The following is a 20284-nucleotide window of genomic DNA, read 5'->3' on the forward strand; positions in this document are numbered from 1 at the left end:
GGCGAGATGACGGCTTTTTCAGTGAGCGTTCGCACCTGACTGCGTAGTCCCTGTGCCGGCGAGGTAGCTAAGCGACGCCGTGGACTACTACACTCGGTCATTCTTTGATACACGGAGGTTTTGACATGCGGCGCGTGGTATTCAATCAGAAAGGCGGCGTAGGCAAATCCAGCATTGCCTGCAATCTGGCGGCCGTCAGTGCCAGCGAGGGCTATCGCACCCTGTTGGTGGATCTCGACGCTCAGGCCAATTCGACCCAGTACCTCACCGGGCTCACCGGTAACGACATTCCGATGGGTATTGCCGACTTCTTCAAGCAGACGCTGTCTTCGGGCCCGTTCTCTAAGAAAAACCAGGTCGACATCTACGAAACCCCATTCGACAACCTCCACGTCATCACCGCCACTGCCGAGCTGGCCGACTTGCAGCCCAAGCTCGAGGCGAAACACAAGATCAACAAGCTGCGCAAACTGCTCGAGGAGCTGGACGGCGACTACGACCGAATCTACCTCGATACCCCGCCAGCGCTGAACTTCTATGCGGTTTCAGCCTTGATTGCCGCTGATCGGGTGCTGATTCCCTTCGACTGCGACAGCTTTTCGCGTCAGGCGCTGTACGGCCTGCTGGCGGAAATCGAAGAATTGAAGGACGACCACAACGAAGGGCTGGAGGTCGAGGGTATCGTCGTCAACCAGTTCCAGGCCCGTGCGAGCCTGCCCCAGCAAATCCTCGATGAACTGATTGCCGAAGGTTTGCCGGTGTTGCCGGTGTATTTGGGAAGTTCGGTGCGCATGCGCGAATCGCACCAGGCCAATACGCCGCTGATCCATCTTGATCCACGGCACAAGTTGACCCAGCAATTCGTCGAGCTGCACAGCCTGCTCGAAAGCGCCTGATTCCCGGAGACAACACCGAGCTCCTGTGGGAGCGGCGGTGCGACGATTCGACGTGCTCGCGATGAGGTCCTTACATTCAACATTGATGTTGACTGAATGTCCGCCATCGCGAGCAAGCCCGCTCCCACTATGGATCGTGGTGTTTTAAATTCCCTGGCTACGCAACCAGCTCATCAACTGCGGCAACGGGAAGGCCCCGCTTTGGCGCGCCACTTCCCGGCCGTTCTTGAACAGAATCAGACTTGGAATCGAGCGAATTCCCAGCTGCGCCGACAACTGCTGATTAGCCTCGCTGTCCAGTTTCGCCAGCCTGCACTTGCCTGCCAACTGACCGGCCGCCTGCTCAAACACCGGCGCAAACGACTTGCACGGCCCGCACCAGTCCGCCCACACGTCCACCAGCAACGGCAGATCGCCCTTGATCTGACTGGCGTAGTCACCTTGTTTCAATTCGAACGGCCTGCTCAGCAAGACCTCGGCCTTGCAGCGGCCACATTTCGGGTGGTCGCCGAGGCGCTCGGCGGGGATGCGGTTGAGGCCGTTGCAGTGGGGGCAGGGGATGAGGAGTGGGTCGGACATAATCGGGCTCTGAATAAATGGGTAATCCATGACGCTGATCTGGAGTCGAATACAGCTTTTATCAAGCAGGAAAAGATTTTAGTGGGGCGCTGCGATGTCGCAAATGCTCACATATTTCAGGCTTTCAGTTTGGGTTCCGTGGCTACGCTGGAGGCAGCCACAACCACCCCTGATGAGGAATTCGCTTTTGTCTTTTACCACGTGCTACTTTTGTTGCACTCATCGAGAAGCCGATATCTTTAAATTGTCGGATAGGAGTGATCCCGTGTCCGTGACATCGAAAATCCGCCGTCAAGGTGGTGCTGCCGTTATTACTCTCCCGCCTACACTACTGAAGCTTTTGCACTTGGAGGTAGGGGCGCAGTTGGAGCTTGACGTGGTCGATGGGGAGTTGATCGCTCGTCCGGTCAGACAACCACTTCGCAAACGCTACAGCCTCGCCGAATTGCTTGAAGGTTCTGAAGAAGTAGCCGAGCTGAACGCGCAGACAGCATTTGCACGAGAGGGCGATCCAGTCGGCCGGGAGCTGGGCTGATGGTTAGTCGGCAAGCCCCGCAGCGGGGTGATGTCTACTGGATTGATCCAAATCCGGTTGCGGGCCGGGAGATGATGAACCGGCATCGCTTCGTGGTGATTACGCCCAGGGAAATAAACTCGCTCGGAGTGAGCATGACCGTGCCGATAACCAGTGGTGGGAGCTTTAGCCGAAACTCCGGATTGGCGGTCATCGTTTCTGGTCACGAAACGAATGGCGTCGCGGTTTGTAATCAGGTGCGCAGTTTTGATATTGAACAGCGTGTTCGGGACGGCTCAGCCAAATTCATTGAGCGACTCGATGAGATCACGATGGCCGACATCGTTGCCAGAGTCGTTAGTGCCATCGATCCGCTGGAATGATCCACCTCAGGAAGAACAACTGATCTCTAAATGCTTCCCCCACTCCGGCGGTCGCTCGGCGTAGCTCTCCATCCCCGGCTGCTCCTCGAACGGATTGCTCAGCACCGCATGCAGCCGGCGAACCTCTGAATAGTCGCCGCTTTCCGCTGCATCGATGGCTTTCTGCGCCAGGTAGTTGCGCAGGATGTAGAGCGGGTTGACCGCGTGCATCCGCTGGCGGCGCTGTTCCTGATCAACTTCACCTTCGCGAGCAACACGGGCGACATAGCGCTCGGCCCAGGCATCGAAGCCCTTGATGTCGACGAAATCGTCGCGCAATCGGCTAACGGCCAGCTCCGGTGATTCATCACCGAGGTGGCGGAAGAACAGGCTGTAATCGACGCCGCTGTTCTGCATCAGTTGCAGCAGATGCTCCAGCAGTTTCTGGTCATCGTCTTCAGCAGTGGTGAAACCGAGGCGGCGGCGCATCAGGTCCAGGTAATGGGCCTGGAACAGCGGCAGGTACAGACCCAGGGTTTCGCGCAGGGCCTCGACGCTGATGAACGGCGTCAGGGCTTGGGCCAAAGCGCTGAGGTTCCACTGGCCGATGGGCACCTGGTTGCTGAAGGAGTACCGGCCTTGGTCATCTGAGTGATTGCAGATGAAATTGGCGTCGAAGTCATCGAGGAAAGCGAACGGGCCGAAATCGAAGGTGATGCCGAGGATCGACATGTTGTCGGTGTTCATCACGCCGTGGCAGAAACCATAGGCCTGCCATTTGGCGATGAGCTCGGCATTGCGCTCGACGATTTCGCGGAACATCGCCAGGTACGGTTCGGGCTGCTCAAGGCATTCGGGGAAGTGCATGGCCAGCACGTGTTCGCCGAGTTCTTTCTGCTTCTCGGGGCGCTTGGTGTAGTAGAAATATTCGAAATGCCCGAAGCGCACATGGCTCGGCGCCAGGCGCAGGACCATGGCTGCGCGCTCCTGTTTTTCGCGCCACACCGGCGTGTCGGAACCGATCACGCACAACGCGCGAGTGGTCGGGATGTTCAGCGCATGCAAGGCTTCGGAGGCGAGAAATTCGCGGATCGAGGACCGCAGCACTGCGCGTCCATCGCCCATGCGCGAGAAAGGCGTCTGGCCGGCACCCTTGAGGTGCAGGTCCCAATGCTCGCCGGCCTCGTTGTAGACCTCGCCCAGCAACAGGCCTCGACCATCGCCCAACTGTGGGTTGTAGGAACCGAACTGATGACCGGAATAGACCATTGCTCGAGGCACTGCATCGGCCCAGAGCTTGTGGCCGCTGAACAGTTCGGCAAACTCCGGGGTTTCGGCCACAGCCGGATCAAGGTCGAGCAACGCCATGGCGGCAGGGCTCGCGACCACGAGGCGCGGGTTGTCGATGGGCTCGGGCAGCACGTGGGCGGAAAACGTATCGCCCAAGCGATCGAAGCGGTTATCGAAGGTCAGTTCGTCGAGGGCTTTCACCGGCCATCTCCAGCAGAATGTCCGAGCATTCTGCTAGGGATAGAGTCGTTAGTCGAGTTTGGCGGGCGGCGGCTCTTGCGGTGTTTTGCCATCAACCAGCGGCACGATGGTTTTGGCTTCCGGTTCGATCGGCACCATTTTGTATTCCTGGCCGTGCAGGTTCTTCAGGTAAACCTCCATCTGCCGGAACGAAATGTTGATGTGCTGTTTCTTGAACTCGCGGTTGATGAAGCGGTTGACCTCATCGAGCACCGGGTTGCGGTCGCCAAGGTCGCGCACATGCATGCGCAGCTCGTGGTCGAGGGTGCTTTCGCCGAAGTTCAGGAAGTAGACGTGCGGTTCCGGGTCTTTCAGCACGCGCGGGTTGTCCCGTGCGGCTTTGAGCAACAGTTCTTTCACCAGGTCCAGGTCCGAACCGTAATCGACGCCGAGCTTCAAGGTCACCCGGGTGATGGTGTCGGTCAGGGACCAGTTGATCAGTTGCCCGGTAATGAATGTCTTGTTCGGGACGATGATGTCCTTGCGGTCGAAGTCGGTGATGGTCGTGGCGCGGATGCGGATCTTGCTCACCGTGCCCGACAGGTTGCCGATGGTGATGGTGTCGCCGATCCGCACCGGGCGCTCGAACAGGATCATGATGCCGGAGATGAAGTTCGCAAAGATCTCCTGCATCCCGAAACCAAGTCCCACCGAAAGCGCTGCCACCAGCCACTGCAACTTGTCCCAGCTCACGCCGAGCGTGGACAGGGTCGAGACGAAACCGATGCCGGCGATCACGTAAGACAGCAACGTGGTCGTGGCGTAGGCGCTGCCCTGCGCAAGGTTCAGCTTCGACAGTACGAACACTTCCAGCAGCCCTGGCAAGTTGCGTGCAAGGGCGAAGGTGATGCCGATGATGATCAGCGCGCCGAGCATGTCGCCGATGCTGATCGGCACCATGCTCATGTTGGCGCCGGTGCCGCTGGTGTACTCGTAGAGGGTGATGTTGTCGAGGTAGGAGAACACCGAAATCAGGTCGGACCAGACCCAGTACAGCGCAGCGATGAAGCCGCCGAGCAGCGCCAGACGAATCAGGCGCAACGACTGCTCGTTGACCTTCTCGATGTCCAGGGTCGGTTCTTCGATCACTGTTTCGCCATCGCCGGCCTCTTTCGTCGCCTGACGCTTGGCCAGGGCGCGCTGGTAGGCGAGACGACGTGCCGCAACGCTCAGGCCACGGACGAACGTGGCTTCGATCACCAGCCAGAACATCAGCAGGTAAAGCGTATTGATCAAGCGGTCGCTGAGTTTGAGTGCGGTGTAGTAGTAGCCGAAGCATACCGCTACGAACAACGCGACAGGCAGGACAGTAAACAGTACCCCGACCGCTTTGCGGAACAATGAGGCGTTTTCGTGCACCGGGCTGCTGATCAGCAATCGGCTGAGCAGCCAGGCCATCAAGGCATAGCAGATCAGTACGACCGGCATGCCCAGCACATCATCGGCCAGCGCCGCCGGTTGCAGCTCGGCAACCGCCACTACCGCGACCAGCGCCATGACCACCAGCCCGAGACGACGGATCCAGCTTTGGAGGAATTCGACCTGAGGCTTTTCCCAGCGGAAGTGCAGTTCGGCCACGCCGCCCGGCGCGAGGATCCGGTAAGCGGTGTAGAACACCAGCCAGGCCTGGGCCATTTGCAACAATGCCGAGCCCATGTTGGCGTTCTGCCCGCGGGCGTCGATCTGCAAGGCAAGGCCGCACAAGGCCAGGCCCAGCGAAACCGGCAATGCCAACAGAATATTGATCAGAATCGCCTGCGGTGTGTGCAGCTGGCTGTCACGCTTGAAGTGGCCGATGTCCTGGTGAACCTTGTTCAGTCGGGCATACAGGCTTTTGCGTCGCCACAGCAGGGCGCCGATCAGCAGTACCAACGGCAGAAACAGCAGCGGTCGCTGTGTCAGGCCGTCAGTCAATTCACTCACGCTCGACGCCAGCGGCAGGGTCGTCACCTGGCGTTGCAGGCGTTCCGGCACGCCGCGCATCCATTCAAGATCGAGCGGCTTGTTGCTCGGAATCCAGAACATCTGCTCATCGAGGGTCGCCCGCAGGCTTTGCGCGGTGCTGAGCAGCTGCTTCTGATTGAGTTGCAGCGTGATCGATTCGTTAAGCACCGCGCTGAGTTCGCGGTTCAGCCGCTCCAGCAGGTCGGCGCGGGTGGTGGCCAGTTCCAGCAGGCTTTTGCGCAATTGCGGGGTGACTTGCTCGGGAGGTTGGGTCGAGAGCAGGTTGTCGACGTAGGCCGCCGGGTTGCTGAGCAATTCCCGTTGCTGGCTGACTTCGAACTGATACAGGCGGATGTCGGCAATCTGGTCGGCCAAGTCACGGTCGAGCTTGAGGTGCGGCAGGCCCTGTTTCTGTTTGTACAGAATCTTCGACAGCAACAGGCTGCCCTTGAGCACGTTGATTTGCTCGTCCAGGGCCGAATCGCTCTGGGTCACGTTGTCCAGCTGCTGCCTGGTTTGCAGGTTCTGCTGGGTGACGACGTTCAAGCGGTCAGTGCTTTTGAGCAGGTAGTCGGAAAGCTTCAGATTGGCGGCGCTTTCGGTGGCCAGCAGGGCGCTGCTGCCGGACTTCTGAGCTTCGATGGACTGCTGCGTTACCGTCTCCTGAGACTGGGCCAGGCGTTTCTGGTTGATCAGGGTTTGCAGCTCCTGGATTTCCCGGTCCAGGCGATCGGTTTTTTCTGTCAGCAAGTCATGCTGGCTATTGCCCAGGTCCTGCAACTGGTTGTTGCCGGCCAGTTCCTGGCGGCGCAGCGGGATCAGCGCGTTCAGTGCCGCCAGCTCGGCGTTGAGCAGATCACGCTGTTCGCTGCTCAAGGTCTTGCCGTTGTCCTTGCCAGTCTTGAGGATGTTATTGATCTGCTGGATGCGCGTCTGGCTGCTGGAAATTTCAGCCTGGGCGCGCTCGGGCCGGGTCTGGGCGGTAATGACCAGGCTGTTCGCTTCGGCGAGGGCTTTTTGCAGGTCGCTTTGCTGGGTCGAGCGCTCGGTGAGCATCTGCTCCAGCTGCTGAATAGACTCTTTGGTATAGCGTTGCGCCACCGGCGGCAGGCTGGTGGCCTTGAGGCGAGTCAGTTCGCGCTGGTTCTCGATGTTCTGTTTGGGCGCGGTGGCGAGCTGCTGCTTGAGAGCGGTCAGCTTCTGCTCGTAATCACGCTTGTTGTCGAGTTGGGTCAGCGTAGCTTGCAGGAGGGTCTGCAGGGCTTTCTGATCGGCTTCCGGCAGTTTGCGCTCGGCGATCTTGTCCAGGCTCGCCTGCACGGCTTCGCTGGACGGCGGTTCGGCCGCTTGCAACGGACCGACAGAAAGACTCAAGCCCAGCAGGGCCATGATGAAAAAGGTGCGCAGGGTTGACATAGAGACCGATCGAAAACGAGACGAAGTGTGGAGTTTAGAGGAAGAGTCCCGGACCCGGGCGACTTCCTTCGGGGAATCTGACGCCCACTTTGCCGATCTTGTTCCCTTCCATGACCGCGACGGTCCAGATGGTGTTGTTCCACTCCACCTGGTCACCCACGACTGGCGCACCGCCCACTTTGTGAGCAATGAAACTGGCCAGCGTCATGTCCGGATCGATGCCTTCGACTTTCAGCCCGTACAGGGCAGCAACCGCCGCCAGCTGGGCATCTCCTTCGAGTACGAAGTCACCGAAGAAGCGCAAATCGAGGCCCCGTTGAGGCGCCTGGCTAAACAGTTTTCCAAGGGCCGGCAGGTTGTGTTCGTGGCCGATTACGCAGAGCAAATCATCGACTTCGAGCACCGTACTACCCGACGGATGGAGCAGTTGCTGGCCGCGAAACAGTGCAGCGATGCGTGTGCCTTCGGGCATTTTCAGTTCGCGAAGGGGCGAACCGATGCACCATTTTTCAGCACCGAGGCGATAAACGAACAGCTCCCACTCGCTGGTGACATGCACTTCCAGGGCTGAGCGCGAGATCGGCGCAGGTTCCGGTGGCACCGTCACCTTTAACAGTTTGGCGATCCACGGCAGGCTCGTCCCTTGTACCAGCAACGACACCAGCACAATAAAGAAGGCGAGGTTGAAGTAGAGCTGGGCGTTGGGCAGGCCGGCCATCAGCGGGAACACCGCCAGAATGATCGGGACCGCGCCGCGCAGGCCGACCCAGGAAATAAAGGCTTTCTCTCGACCGTGGAAGGCCTTGAAGGGCAGCAGGCCGACCAGCACCGACAGCGGCCGTGCAAACAGGATCATCCACAGCGCCAGGCCTAGCGCGGGCAGGGCAATCGGCAGCAAGTCGTGCGGCGTAACCAACAGACCCAGCACCAGGAACATGCCGATCTGCGCCAGCCAGGCCATGCCGTCGAGCATGTGCAAGATGCCGTGACGGCTGCGCACCGGACGGTTGCCGATCACCAGGCCGCACAGGTAAACCGCGAGGAAGCCGCTGCCGTGCAGGGCGTTGGTCAAGGCGAACACCACCAGACCGCCGGCAATCACCAGAATCGGATAAAGGCCTGTGGCCAGATTGATCCGGTTGACCAGTTGCAGCATCAGCCAGCCGCCACCCAGGCCGATCACGCCGCCGATGCCGAACTCGCGCACCAGATGCACCAGCAGGTTCCAGTGCAGGCCGGTTTCGCCGCTGGCGAGCATGTCGATCAGGGTGACGGTGAGGAACACCGCCATCGGATCGTTGCTGCCGGATTCGATCTCGAGGCTGGCGGTGACCCGTTCGTTCAGGCCCTTGCCGCCGAGCAGCGAGAACACCGCCGCGGCATCCGTGGAGCCGACGATGGCACCGATCAGCAGGCCTTGAATCAGGTTCAGATTGAACAGCCACGCCGCGGCCATGCCGGTCAGCCCGGTGGTGATCAGCACGCCGACGGTGGCCAGCGACAGTGCCGGCCATAACGCCACGCGGAAACTCGACACCCGGGTTCGCAAACCACCGTCGAGCAGGATGACCGCCAATGCGAGGTTGCCGACCAGATAGGCCGTTGGGTAGTTATCGAAAATAATGCCGCCGCCGTCGACGCCGGCCGCCATGCCCACGGCCAGGATAATCACCAGAATCGGGATGCCGAGGCGGGACGAAAGTGAGCTCACCAGAATGCTCGCACCTACCAGCAACGCGCCGATCAAGAACAGGCTGTTGATGGTTGTCGCATTCAAAGGCAATACTCCAGAAAGCTGAAAGGCGGGCACAAACTGACCATGCAGTCTGCGTGCCAGCGATTCTAACCTGTTGAAATGTGATGCTGTCAAAAAGCTTTTGCAGATCAAAAGCCCGACACATGATCCGTCTACACGCGATCCCTTGTAGGAGCCGGCTTGCTGGCGATGGCGTCTGTGAAATCGCCATCGCCAGCAAGCCGGCTTCTACAGATCGGGGGATGTTCCGGATCGACGTATCACGAGCATCTGGTGTTAGCGGGTCAGAGACTAAACCGTCCAACCATTGTGTTCAGGTCCACTGCCAATCGCGACAGTTCGTTGCTCGCCGCGCTCGTCTGATTGGCCCCGGTCGCCGATTGCACCGACAGATCACGAATGTTCACCAGGTTGCGATCCACTTCCCGAGCGACCTGCGCCTGCTCTTCAGCCGCGCTGGCGATGACCAGGTTGCGTTCGTTGATTTCGACGATGGCGCTGTTGATGGTGTCCAGCGACATCCCCGCGCCGCGAGCAATGTTCAAGGTCGATTCGGCGCGCTCGGTGCTGTTGCGCATCGAATCCACTGCGTGTTCGGTGCCGCTTTGAATGCTGCCGATCATCCGTTCGATTTCACTGGTCGACTGCTGGGTGCGATGCGCCAGGGCGCGGACCTCATCCGCCACCACCGCAAAACCACGACCGGCTTCACCGGCGCGCGCAGCTTCGATCGCCGCGTTCAACGCCAGCAGGTTGGTCTGGTCGGCCAGGCCGCGGATCACGTCCAGCACCTTGCCGATGTCACGGGATTCATTCGCCAGGTCGCCAATCAGCGTGGCAGTGCTCTGCACATCGGCGCTCATGCGTTCGATGGCGCTGACGGTTTCCTGAACCAGGTCACGGCCGTCGCCCGCCGACGTGGTGGCGTTCTTCGAGGCTTCGGACGTGCTCACCGCGTTGCGTGCCACTTCTTCCACGGCGCTGGTCATTTCGTTGACCGCGGTGGCGGCCTGTTCGATCTCGTTGTTCTGCTGGGTCAGGCCACGGGCGCTTTCGTCGGTGACGCTGTTGAGCTCCTCGGCGGCAGAGGCCAACTGCGTGGCCGAGCCGGAAATCCGCTGCAGGGTGTCGCGCAGCTTGTCCTGCATCTTCGACATGGCCAGCAGCAAACGACCGGCTTCGTCTTCGCCATCGACGGTGATCGGGCGAGTCAGGTTGCCTTCGGCGATTTCTTCGGCAGCGCTCAAGGCCTTGGCGATCGGCTTGGTGATGCTGTTGGTCAGCAACCAGGCAAACAGTACGGTCAGGCCGGTGGCGATGACCAGCAAGGTGATCACCAGATTGAAGGACATCGAATACTGGTCACCTGCATTGCGATCTGTTTTGTCGATCTGCAGGGTATTGATTTCAAGCAACTTCGCGAGGGCTGCGTTGACTTCTTCAGAGTTGGCGAGCAACTCGGTGTTCAACATCTTGCGCAGGTCGTCGATCTGATTGTTGCGCGAGAACGTCTTCATCCGCTCTTCGAGTTGGCGATACTGCGCCAGCAACTGCACGTACTTATCATAGGCAGCGCGTTCTTCCGGGCCATCGATCAGTTGCTCGTAGACTTTCTGGGCATCGCGGATCTGCTGGTTGCGCAGGTCGAACAGTTCCATGGTTTTCTGCTGAACATCAGGTTCGCGGTTGACCAGCAAACGATAGGACAGAACCCGAAGACGCAAGGTCAGCTGGGTGAACTCATCCAGGCTTTTGATGCTCGGTACGCTCATGGATGCGATGTCTTCACCGGCACCGCGAATCTTGCTCATCTGGTTCAAGGCAAACACCCCCAAAACCAGCATCAAACCGCCAATCAGGGCGAAGCCGAGGAACGCCCGCGGTGCGATATTCATATTACGAAGGGACATGGTGTTTACCGAAATGAGCGCAGCCGTGCGGCGCTGGGACTGACGTATGAGTGACTTATCGGTCATACGACTAAAGTCTTGAGTGCCTGTGCGTATTTGTCGCAGTAAGACCATTACCTGTAGGAGCGAGCTTGCTCGCGAAGGACGTTAACGTTAACGCGTGCGGCCTGGATAAACGCGTTGTCTGGACGTCTTTCGCGAGCAAGTTCGCTCCTGCAGGGGGATCTTTGTTTTGTTGGCGACGAAGTGCAGGAACCAGATCCGCCAATCACAGTCTTTAAAGTTCGCGAGGAAGGTCGCCCGCCAGGAAAATCAAGGCCTTGCGCCCCAATAACCCTGGCATCCGTGGTGACTTTTCTTTATCGTACGCGCCCTTTGAAAAAGCTTGGAAAATCAAAATGTTGGAAGCATCCCTAAGTCAATTGGAACAGCTGGTCAGCGACCTTGTTCAACAGAACCAGACCCTGAGCGCAGAACTGGCCCAGGCCAAGGATGAAAACGAAAGCCTGCAACTGAGCCTGATGGAACAGGAAGAGAAACAAGGCGCCACCGCCGCCCGCATTCAGGCCCTGGTTGAACGCGTCAGCGCCGGCCCGGTCAGCGCATGAGTTATGGCGCCGCAGGGGTAAAAGTCGTCTCGATCCTGGGGGAGGACTATTCGATCAAGGCGCCGGCCGGGGAAGAGCAAACCCTGCTGGACGCCGCAATGATGTTGAAAGCCGCTTTGGCAGACACCAAACGAAAGTACCCGACGCTGATCGGTGACCGCTTGCTGGTGCTGGCCGCGATGAATCTGTGCTCTCAGCAGATCGAAATGCAAAAGCAACACAAGCTCGAACTCGACCGTTACCAAGAGCAAGTCAGCGCCACGGTTGAAGTGATCTCCAAGACAATCAATCAGGCCTGATCGGCTTTGCGCACAACCAAAGAATAGATTGTCGATTGCGTTGTATACAATCGGCACGGCTGTTGCAGTGTTTCAGCCTCTTATTCTTTGGGGGTGCTCCATGCAGTTCTGGCGACGCAGTATTCAATGGCAGTTGATCCTCAGTATGGGCACCGCCCTGCTGGTCAGTATTCTGATCGTGGTTGGCATTTATACCCTCGTGGTCAACCGCCTCGCCCAGCGTTATCTGGTCGAACAAGCGCTGCCGTCGAGCATCGAAGCGATGCGCAACGACATCGAGCGCATCCTCGTGCAACCCCTCACCGCCGCCAAGGACATCGCCAGCAACAGCATGGTGCGTGACTGGCTGGCCGGCGGCGAAAATGCTGCCCAGACCGCCGCGTTCGTGGAGTATCTGGAAGGCATCCGCGCCGAACACAAAGCCTTTACCGCGCTGATCGTCGGTACGGCTTCAAACCACTATTTCACTGAAAAAGGTCTGGACCGGAGCCTCAGCCGTTCTAACCCCAAAGACGCCTGGTTCTACACGTTCCTCGACAGCAGCCAACCGCGCACCCTCAATATCGACAATGACACCGCGACCGGAGAATTGGCGCTGTTCATCGACCTCAAGGTCGAGCAGGCCGGCAAAGTCGTGGGCGTTGCGGGCCTTGGGTTGAGCATGAAAGAGCTGTCGGAGCTGATCCACAACTTCAACTTTGGTGAGCGCGGCAAGGTCTATCTCGTGCGTTCCGACGGTCTGATCCAGGTTCATCCCGAGGCGCAATTCAGCGGCAAGCGCACACTGGCCGAGCAGATCGGCGCACCGGCTGCGCAAACCGTCATGGGTCAAAAAGTTGCCACCAACAGTAGCTTCGTGCGCGGCGGCGAAGATTATCTGGCGTTGAGCCTGCCGCTGCGGGATCTGGGCTGGACCCTGGTGGCCGAAGTGCCACAGTCGCAGATCTACGCCGAGGCCCGTCGCGCCATGTGGATGAGTAGCGGCATCGGCCTGGCGGTGGCGCTGGTGTGCCTGTTGCTGGTGGTGTTGCTGGCCCGTGGCCTGGTGCGTCCGATTCGTCAGGTAACAGCGGCGCTGGTAGCCATCGGTAGCGGTGGTGGAGATTTGACCCACAGGTTAGATTCCAGCCGTGCCGATGAGCTGGGTGACCTGGCCCGTGGCTTCAATCGATTCCTCGACAGTCAGCGCGAGATGATCGGCGAAGTGCTGACCACCAGCGAGCGCTTGCGCACGGCTGTCGGTCAAGTGGCGCGGGTGGTGGACAACACCGCTGAACGTTCCGGCCGCCAGCAGGAAATGACCGACATGGTCGCCACCGCCGTTCACGAGATGGGCCTGACCGTGCAGGAAATCGCGCAGAACGCCGGCAACGCGGCGGTTGCTTCGCAAAATGCTCGCGATGAGGCGATGCAGGCGCGGGAAGTGGTCGGTGGTTCGATCCGGCATATAGAAAGCATGTCCGATGAAATTGGCCACGCCGCTAGTGCGGTAGGCGAGTTGGCCAATCAGGTGGCGTCCATCGATCAGGTGCTGGCCGTGATTCGCGGGATTTCCGAGCAGACCAACTTGCTGGCATTGAACGCGGCCATCGAAGCGGCGCGGGCCGGGGACATGGGCCGTGGATTTGCGGTGGTGGCGGATGAAGTCCGGACGCTGGCCCGACGCACACAGTCGTCCACCGACGAGATTCAGCAGATGATCGGCAGCCTCAAGCAAGGCGCGGAGAATGCGGTGTCGTCGATGCACACCGGGCAAGCGGCGACTGGCACCGGGGTTGAATCGAGCCAGCGCACCGGGGCGTCGTTGACGGCGATTACCGGGCAGGTCGAGCGCATCAGCGATATGAATCATCAAGTGGCGACCGCGACGGAAGAGCAATCGGCGGTGACGGAAGAGATCAACCGCAATGTGCAGGGGATTTCAGATCTGGCCCGGGCGACGGCAGGCGAAGTGAGAGCATGCCGTGAAGACTGTCAGACGTTGCAGCGGTTGGCGGATGATCTGGCGCGGCAGATGGGTGGGTTTCGGTTGAGCTGATAAATGCGTCGCTCGTGCTGACGCCATCGCGGGCAAGCCCGCTCCCACAGGGATCAGTGTTGTTAACAGCGAATGTGTTCAACACAGAGATCCTGTGGGAGCGGGCTTGCCCGCGATTGGATTTCAGCAGCACTACAAGTGCTTTAGTTAAAACCACTTATCCTGCATCCCAAGACAAACATCATCCCGCGCCTCAAGAAGCGCCAATTCATGGTGGCAACCCGGCACTTCCCACGTCAGGAAATACCGCGCCGCCTGCAGTTTGCCTTTATAGAAGCTCACATCCGCCGCATTCCCCTTGGCCAACCCTTCCTCGGCACGGATCGCCTGCTCCAGCCAGCGCCAGCCAATCACCGTGTGCCCGAACACTTTCAGGTACAGCGCCGAGTTCGCCAGGCTGCTGTTGACCTTGCCTTGCCCCAGATCGGTCAGCAGGCCAATGGTCACTGTCTGCAAGCGCGCTACCAGTTTCTCCAGTGGCTCACGCAACGGGGTTAACGATTCGTATGCATGAGCGCGCTCGGCAGTATCGGCGATCAGACGGATCAACTGCTTGAGCCCCGCACCTCCGTTCTGCGCCAGTTTGCGCCCCAACAGGTCGAGCGACTGAATGCCGTGGGTGCCTTCATGAATCGGGTTCAGGCGGTTGTCGCGGTAGTACTGCTCCACCGGATACTCACGGGTATAGCCGTGACCGCCGAGAATCTGGATCGCCAGTTCGTTGGCCTTCAGGCAAAACTCCGACGGCCAGGATTTGACGATCGGCGTCAGCAAGTCCAGCAGTTCATGCGCCTGTTTGCGCTCTGCTTCGGTCGCAAGCGTCGTGGTGTCATCGAACAATCGCGCCGCATACAGCCCAAGGTCGAACGAGCCTTCGACGTAGGCTTTTTGCGTCAGCAACATGCGTTTCACGTCGGCATGTTGAATGATCGCCACTGGCGCGGTGTTCGGGTCCTTGCTGTCTGGCACGCGGCCCTGTGGACGTTCGCGCGCGTACTCCAGCGAATACAGGTAACCGGCGTAACCGAGCATCACCGCGCCCATGCCGACGCCGATCCGCGCCTCGTTCATCATCTGGAACATGTAGCTCAAACCGTGGTGCGGCTTGCCCACCAGATAGCCGACGCACTCGCCGTTGTCGCCGAAGTTCAGCGCCGTGGAGGTGGTGCCGCGCCAGCCCATCTTGTGGAACAGACCGGCCAGCAACACGTCATTGCGTTTGCCCAGGCTGCCGTCATCGTTGACCAGGAACTTGGGCACGATAAACAGCGAAATGCCCTTCACCCCGGCCGGTGCGTCCGGCAACTTGGCCAGCACCATGTGCACGATGTTTTCCGACAGCGGGTGATCGCCGCCGGAGATGAAAATCTTGTTGCCCTTCAGGCGATAAGTACCGTCAGACGCCGGCTCCGCGCGCGTACGAATATCCGATAGCGACGAACCGGCATGGGGTTCGGTCAGCGCCATGGTGCCGAAAAAGCGGCCGTCGATCATCGGTTGCAGGAAGCGTTGTTTCTGCTCATCCGTGCCGAAGCTTTCGATCAGGTTCGCCGCGCCCATGGTCAGGAACGGGTACGAGGTCGACGCCGCGTTGGCTGACTGAAAATGCGCGAAGCAGGCCTGGGACAACAGCGTAGGAAGTTGCATGCCGCCGGCGTCGAAACTGCGCGCGGCGTTGAGGAAGCCAGCTTCGAGAAAGGCATCCACCGCCGGTTTGACTTCCGGAATCAGAATCGCCTGACCATCCTCGTAGCGTGGCTCGTTCTCGTCACCCTTGCGGTTGTGCGGGGCGAAGAACTTCTCGGCAATGCTGCGAGCGGTGCCGATGGCAGCATCGAAGGTTTCGCGGTTGTGCTCGGCGAAACGCTCACGCTGGGTCAGGCCTTCGGCATCGAGGACTTCGTACAGCTCGAAAGCCAGATTGCGGGAACTGAGCAACGTCTCGGACATGGCGGCCTACCTTTTTTTGGAATGGGCCGAGTCTAGGCGTGGGAATAGAGGCTGAACAGGATGATTGATGTCGGTGATGCACAGGCCAAACACGAACCTTGTAGGAGCCGGCTTGCTGGCGATGGCGGTGCATCAGAGCCACCGCAGTGCATTGATCGCCAGCAAGCCGGCTCCTGCAAAGCAAAAAAATGGGCGCCGGTAAGGGCGCCCATTTTGTGTCGCTTTACGAATCGGTGATTAGCCGATCGTCATCAAGCTCGCATTACCACCCGCCGCCGCGGTGTTAACACTCAGCGCACGCTCGATCACCAGACGTTCCAGCGCAATGTTGGTCTCGCCTTGGGACAACCCATGGACCCCGACAATCGCCCCGGCACGCTTGGCCACTTGCTGACACACCGCACGCAGCTGGTCGGAATGGCCGTGATGCAGAACTGCATCAAACACCACTTCGTCCTTGTTCCAGTCGGCAACCCGTTTGATCTTCGCCTGAACTTCCTTCGGCAGACGTGCGAACAGTGCCTTGGTCAAGTCAGCTTCCGGCCATACGGCCGAACCGCCGACGGCCAATACCGCCGCCAGTTGCGTCAGCAGATCGCCTTCGACTTCCGCCAGGCACAGCACGTGTTCACGCGGCAGGATGGCGTAGCTGTTGCGTTCGCCGGTCGGGCCCGCCAGAACACGGGTGATCCCGCTTTGCGATTGCGCCGCGAACTGCGCGCACAGGGCGCTCAGGTCGCTGAACTTGTTGCTGTCGGCCCAGGCTTGCAGCGCGGTCAACGGTTTGCTCATGGCGTCACGCAGACGAACATCCGGTGCAGTGACGGCGTCGCCGCGAGCGAAGGATTGTTCGATTGCATCGGTAGGACGTGTCGACAGCAGGCGGTACAGGTACAACGGACCACCGGCTTTCGGGCCGGTGCCCGACAGGCCTTCGCCACCGAACGGTTGCACGCCGACCACGGCGCCAACGATGTTGCGGTTCACGTAGACGTTACCGGCATTGACGTTGTCGATCACCTTGGCGATGGTCTCGTCGATGCGGGTGTGCACGCCCAGGGTCAGGCCATAACCGGAAGCGTTGATCTGGCCGATCAACTGGTCGATGTCCTTGCGCTTGTAGCGAACCACGTGCAGCACCGGACCGAAGATCTCGCGTTGCAGTTCGTCAAAGCTTTCCAGTTCGATCAGCGTTGGCATCACGAAGGTGCCGCGTTTGACTTCTTCGCTGTTGGCAATCGCCACCTGATACACATTGCGACCTTTGTCACGCATGGCCTGGATGTGCTTCTCGATGCCAGCCTTGGCTTCGGCGTCGATCACCGGGCCGATGTCTACGGACAGGCGCTCCGGGTTGCCGAGTCGGCATTCAGCCATGGCGCCCTTGAGCATTTCGATGACGCGGTCTGCGGAATCTTCCTGCAAGCAAAGTACACGCAGAGCCGAGCAACGTTGACCGGCGCTGTCGAAGGCCGACGACACCACGTCGATCACGACTTGTTCGGTCAGTGCCGAGGAGTCGACGATCATCGCGTTCTGGCCGCCCGTTTCAGCGATCAGCGGAATCGGACGACCCTGTGCATCCAGGCGACCGGCGACGTTACGTTGCAGCAAGCGAGCAACTTCGGTGGAACCGGTGAACATCACGCCTTTGACCCGGTCGTCACCGACCAGACGCGCACCTACGGTTTCGCCACGGCCCGGCAGCAGTTGCAGCACGCCTTCCGGAATCCCGGCTTCGAGCATCAGGCGCACGGCTTGAGCCGCGACCAGCGGGGTTTGCTCCGCAGGCTTGGCCAATACCGGGTTACCGGCGGCCAGTGCTGCAGCGACCTGGCCGCTGAAGATCGCCAGCGGGAAGTTCCAAGGGCTGATGCAGACCACCGGGCCCAGCGGGCGGTGGGCGTCGTTGGTGAAATCGTTGCGCGCCTGCACGGCGTAATAACGCAGGAAGTCCACGGCTTCACGCACTTCGGCGATGGCGTTGGCGAAGGTCTTGCCGGCTTCGCGAGCCAACAGGCCCATCAGCGGCTGGATCTCGCCTTCCATCAAATCGGCGGCACGTTCCAGAATCGCGGCGCGTTCGGCGGGCGGGGTGGCCTGCCAGATCGGCGCAGCGTTGAGGGCGCACTGGATCGCGTTGTCGACGTCTTCGACGGTGGCTTCCTGTACGTGGCCGACCACGTCGCGCAAGTCGGACGGGTTCAATACCGGTGCAGGCGTTTCAGTGCTGGAGACGCAACCGAGCATCGGCGCGGCTTTCCAGTGGTTATGAGCAGTGGCCAGCAAAGCACACGACAGCGAAGCCAGACGATGTTCGTTGGCCATGTCGATGCCGCTGGAGTTGGCGCGCTCGGCACCATAAAGATCACGCGGCAGCGGAATACGCGGGTGCGGCAGGCCGAAGCCGCCTTCCAGCGTCGCCATCTGCTCGATGCTGGCCACTGGATCGGCCACCAGCTCCTGAATCGAAATGGACTGGTCGGCGATCCGGTTAACGAACGAGGTGTTCGCGCCGTTTTCCAGCAGGCGACGCACCAGGTACGCCAACAGTGTTTCGTGAGTGCCGACCGGAGCGTACACGCGGCACGGACGGTTCAGCTTGCCTTCGGAAACTTTACCTACAACCTGTTCGTACAGCGGTTCACCCATGCCGTGCAGGCACTGGAACTCGTACTGACCCGGGTAATAGTTCTGACCGGCAATGTGGTAAATGGCCGACAGGGTGTGGGCGTTGTGCGTGGCGAACTGCGGGTAGATGACTTCCGGCACCGACAGCAGTTTGCGTGCGCAGGCGATGTAGGAAACGTCGGTGTACACCTTGCGGGTGTAGACCGGATAGCCTTCCAGGCCTTCGACCTGGGCGCGCTTGATTTCGCTATCCCAGTACGCGCCTTTTACCAGTCGGATCATCAGGCGATGACGGCTGCGACGCGCCAGGTCGATTACGTAATCGATCACATACGGGCAACGCTTCTGATAGGCCTGGATCACGAAACCGATGCCGTTCCAGCCGGTCAATTGCGGCTCGAAGCACAGGCGCTCCAGCAGATCCAGCGACAGCTCGAGGCGGTCTGCTTCTTCGGCGTCGATGTTCAGGCCGATGTCGTATTGCTTGGCCAGCAGGGTCAGCGACAACAGGCGCGGGTACAACTCGTCCATCACGCGCTCGTACTGCGCACGGCTGTAACGCGGGTGCAGTGCCGAGAGCTTGATGGAAATGCCCGGGCCTTCATAAATCCCACGACCGTGGGACGCTTTGCCGATCGAGTGGATGGCTTGTTCGTACGAGGCCAGGTACTTCTGGGCGTCGTGCTCGGTGAGTGCGGCTTCACCCAGCATGTCGTAGGAATAGCGGAAGCCTTTGGCTTCGAACTTGCTGGCGTTGGCCAGGGCTTCGGCGATGGTTTCACCGGTGACGAACTGCTCGCCCATCAGGCGCATGGCCATGTCGACGCCCTTGCGGATCATCGGCTCGCCGCTCTTGCCGATGATGCGGCTCAGGGAAGAAGTCAGGCCCGCTTCATTATGGGTGGCGACCAGTTTGCCGGTCAGCAGCAGACCCCAGGTGGCGGCGTTGACGAACAGCGACGGGCTGTTGCCCAAGTGCGGCTGCCAGTTGCCGGTGCTGATTTTGTCGCGAATCAGTGCGTCGCGAGTGCCTTTGTCCGGGATGCGCAGCAGCGCTTCGGCGAGGCACATCAGCGCCACGCCTTCCTGGGACGACAGGGAAAATTCCTGCAACAGGCCTTGAACAATCCCGGCTCGGCCGCCGGCGCTCTTCTGATTGCGCAGTTTTTCGGCAATCGAGGCAGCCAGCTTGTTGGTGGCTTCGGCCATGGCGACCGGCAAGCGAGCCTGTTCGATCAGCATAGGCACCACTTCCGGCTCAGGACGACGGTAAGCAGCGGTGATCGAAGCGCGCAGTACCGATTGCGGCAGGATGCTTTCGGCGAACTCGAGGAAGCACTGGTGCGCGTGGTCGACATGGACTTCGCCACTGTCGTCAGCTTCTTTGGCGGTCAGGCCGTTCAGCTCGGTCAGGGTTGCACCACCCTCGAGTTTTTCCAGGTAATTGAAAATTGCCTGCTTGATCAGCCAGTGCGGCGTGCGATCAATCGAGGTCGCGGCGGCCTTTAGGCGCTCGCGGGTCGGGTCATCAAGTTTGACCCCAAGGGTGGTGGTAGCCATATTTTTATCCTCATGTTTGCCACGACCGCGTGGCATCAGCTGGCGGCAAGATTAGCTGGGCAATCTTTGAGGTGCAACCGGGTGCAACCCTTTTTTTGTCGGAATAATAAGCAGCTCGTCAGGAATTAAATTCCGGTACGGACGTACCGCACTTGCTTGGTGCTTTTAATTCTAGCAACGGTCGTTGACTGCGCTAAAAGGAAGCAAAAACCGCCTTTTTTCGGGAAAATCCGACTGGGTGCAACTTATTCTCGAGAAATGGGTTGCACCTTATTTGCTTTGTTGAATAGC

13 protein-coding genes and 2 pseudogenes are annotated in these 20284 nt (G+C 59.8%); 7 read left to right on the forward strand and 8 right to left on the reverse strand.

Going from position 1 to position 20284, the window contains the following annotated elements:
- Positions 1–125: 125 nt before the first annotated feature.
- Positions 126–896: a ParA family protein gene (locus tag FBY04_RS01235; RefSeq protein ID WP_084320984.1), complete on the forward strand. Its 771-nt coding sequence runs from the start codon at positions 126–128 to the stop codon at positions 894–896.
- A gap of 144 nt (positions 897–1040) precedes the next feature.
- On the opposite strand, the gene trxC is transcribed toward FBY04_RS01235, so the two are convergent.
- Positions 1041–1475, reverse strand: coding sequence for a thioredoxin TrxC (trxC, locus tag FBY04_RS01240; RefSeq protein WP_145314299.1), 435 nt, complete (start codon positions 1473–1475; stop codon positions 1041–1043).
- Positions 1476–1740: 265 nt separating this feature from the next.
- Between trxC and FBY04_RS01245 the strand changes: the two genes are divergently transcribed.
- Both FBY04_RS01245 and FBY04_RS01250 read left to right on the forward strand, forming a co-directional pair.
- Positions 1741–2010, forward strand: a complete 270-nt coding sequence (locus FBY04_RS01245) for an AbrB/MazE/SpoVT family DNA-binding domain-containing protein (protein ID WP_145314300.1) — start codon at positions 1741–1743, stop codon at positions 2008–2010.
- The gene (locus tag FBY04_RS01250) at positions 2010–2372 is read left to right on the forward strand and encodes a type II toxin-antitoxin system PemK/MazF family toxin (protein WP_145314301.1); all 363 of its coding nucleotides are present in this window, start codon (positions 2010–2012) and stop codon (positions 2370–2372) included. Before FBY04_RS01245 ends, FBY04_RS01250 begins: the two co-directional genes overlap by 1 nt.
- A gap of 6 nt (positions 2373–2378) precedes the next feature.
- Here FBY04_RS01250 and selO read toward each other — a convergent pair whose 3' ends face one another.
- From selO to FBY04_RS33095, 5 genes and pseudogenes are all read right to left on the reverse strand, one after another.
- Positions 2379–3842: a protein adenylyltransferase SelO gene (gene selO, locus FBY04_RS01255; protein ID WP_145314302.1), complete on the reverse strand. Its 1464-nt coding sequence runs from the start codon at positions 3840–3842 to the stop codon at positions 2379–2381.
- Between the two features lie 48 nt (positions 3843–3890).
- Entirely contained in the window at positions 3891–7241 is a 3351-nt protein-coding gene (mscK, locus tag FBY04_RS01260; protein ID WP_145314303.1) for a mechanosensitive channel MscK, read from the reverse strand.
- Between the two features lie 34 nt (positions 7242–7275).
- Complete coding sequence (locus FBY04_RS01265; protein WP_084320978.1) at positions 7276–9018, reverse strand: potassium/proton antiporter; 1743 nt, start codon at positions 9016–9018, stop codon at positions 7276–7278.
- 263 nt (positions 9019–9281) lie between these two features.
- Positions 9282–10154: a methyl-accepting chemotaxis protein gene (locus FBY04_RS33090; RefSeq protein ID WP_371927684.1), complete on the reverse strand. Its 873-nt coding sequence runs from the start codon at positions 10152–10154 to the stop codon at positions 9282–9284.
- Positions 10137–11021, reverse strand: a pseudogene (locus FBY04_RS33095) (MCP four helix bundle domain-containing protein); the annotation flags it as partial. The gene FBY04_RS33090 and the pseudogene FBY04_RS33095, both read right to left, overlap by 18 nt.
- A 284-nt stretch (positions 11022–11305) precedes the next feature.
- Between FBY04_RS33095 and FBY04_RS01275 the strand changes: the two are divergent.
- The 4 genes and pseudogenes from FBY04_RS01275 to FBY04_RS33105 all read left to right on the forward strand — a co-directional run bounded on the left by FBY04_RS01275 (position 11306) and on the right by FBY04_RS33105 (position 13852).
- Positions 11306–11515: a hypothetical protein gene (locus FBY04_RS01275; RefSeq protein WP_008025106.1), complete on the forward strand. Its 210-nt coding sequence runs from the start codon at positions 11306–11308 to the stop codon at positions 11513–11515.
- The gene (locus FBY04_RS01280) at positions 11512–11814 is read left to right on the forward strand and encodes a cell division protein ZapA (RefSeq protein ID WP_084320977.1); all 303 of its coding nucleotides are present in this window, start codon (positions 11512–11514) and stop codon (positions 11812–11814) included. The genes FBY04_RS01275 and FBY04_RS01280 overlap by 4 nt, the downstream gene beginning before the upstream one ends.
- Before the next feature lie 145 nt (positions 11815–11959).
- Positions 11960–12988: pseudogene (locus FBY04_RS33100) on the forward strand (cache domain-containing protein); the annotation flags it as partial.
- Positions 12989–13120: 132 nt separating this feature from the next.
- Positions 13121–13852: a methyl-accepting chemotaxis protein gene (locus tag FBY04_RS33105; RefSeq protein ID WP_371927685.1), complete on the forward strand. Its 732-nt coding sequence runs from the start codon at positions 13121–13123 to the stop codon at positions 13850–13852.
- A 147-nt stretch (positions 13853–13999) separates the two neighbouring features.
- On the opposite strand, the gene FBY04_RS01290 is transcribed toward FBY04_RS33105, so the two are convergent.
- Positions 14000–15802 carry an acyl-CoA dehydrogenase gene (locus FBY04_RS01290; protein ID WP_145314306.1) on the reverse strand — a complete coding sequence of 601 codons (1803 nt, stop codon included), beginning with the start codon at positions 15800–15802 and terminating at the stop codon, positions 14000–14002.
- A gap of 237 nt (positions 15803–16039) precedes the next feature.
- Positions 16040–19993, reverse strand: a complete 3954-nt coding sequence (gene putA / locus FBY04_RS01295; RefSeq protein ID WP_084320974.1) for a trifunctional transcriptional regulator/proline dehydrogenase/L-glutamate gamma-semialdehyde dehydrogenase — start codon at positions 19991–19993, stop codon at positions 16040–16042.
- Between the last annotated feature and the right edge of the window lie 291 nt (positions 19994–20284).

Origin of the sequence: Pseudomonas sp. SJZ080 (assembly GCF_007828295.1) — a bacterium.
GTDB classification, from domain to species: domain Bacteria; phylum Pseudomonadota; class Gammaproteobacteria; order Pseudomonadales; family Pseudomonadaceae; genus Aquipseudomonas; species Aquipseudomonas migulae_A.

Coding starts and splice junctions, on each gene's coding strand:
- FBY04_RS01235 (WP_084320984.1), top strand. CDS start 126: ATGCGGCGCGTGGTATTCAATCAGAAAGGCGGCGTAGGCAAATCCAGC.
- trxC (WP_145314299.1), bottom strand. CDS start 1,475: ATGTCCGACCCACTCCTCATCCCCTGCCCCCACTGCAACGGCCTCAAC.
- FBY04_RS01250 (WP_145314301.1), top strand. CDS start 2,010: ATGGTTAGTCGGCAAGCCCCGCAGCGGGGTGATGTCTACTGGATTGAT.
- mscK (WP_145314303.1), bottom strand. CDS start 7,241: ATGTCAACCCTGCGCACCTTTTTCATCATGGCCCTGCTGGGCTTGAGT.
- FBY04_RS33090 (WP_371927684.1), bottom strand. CDS start 10,154: ATGTCGAAGATGCAGGACAAGCTGCGCGACACCCTGCAGCGGATTTCC.
- FBY04_RS01275 (WP_008025106.1), top strand. CDS start 11,306: ATGTTGGAAGCATCCCTAAGTCAATTGGAACAGCTGGTCAGCGACCTT.
- FBY04_RS01280 (WP_084320977.1), top strand. CDS start 11,512: ATGAGTTATGGCGCCGCAGGGGTAAAAGTCGTCTCGATCCTGGGGGAG.
- FBY04_RS33105 (WP_371927685.1), top strand. CDS start 13,121: ATGGTCGCCACCGCCGTTCACGAGATGGGCCTGACCGTGCAGGAAATC.
- FBY04_RS01290 (WP_145314306.1), bottom strand. CDS start 15,802: ATGTCCGAGACGTTGCTCAGTTCCCGCAATCTGGCTTTCGAGCTGTAC.
- putA (WP_084320974.1), bottom strand. CDS start 19,993: ATGGCTACCACCACCCTTGGGGTCAAACTTGATGACCCGACCCGCGAG.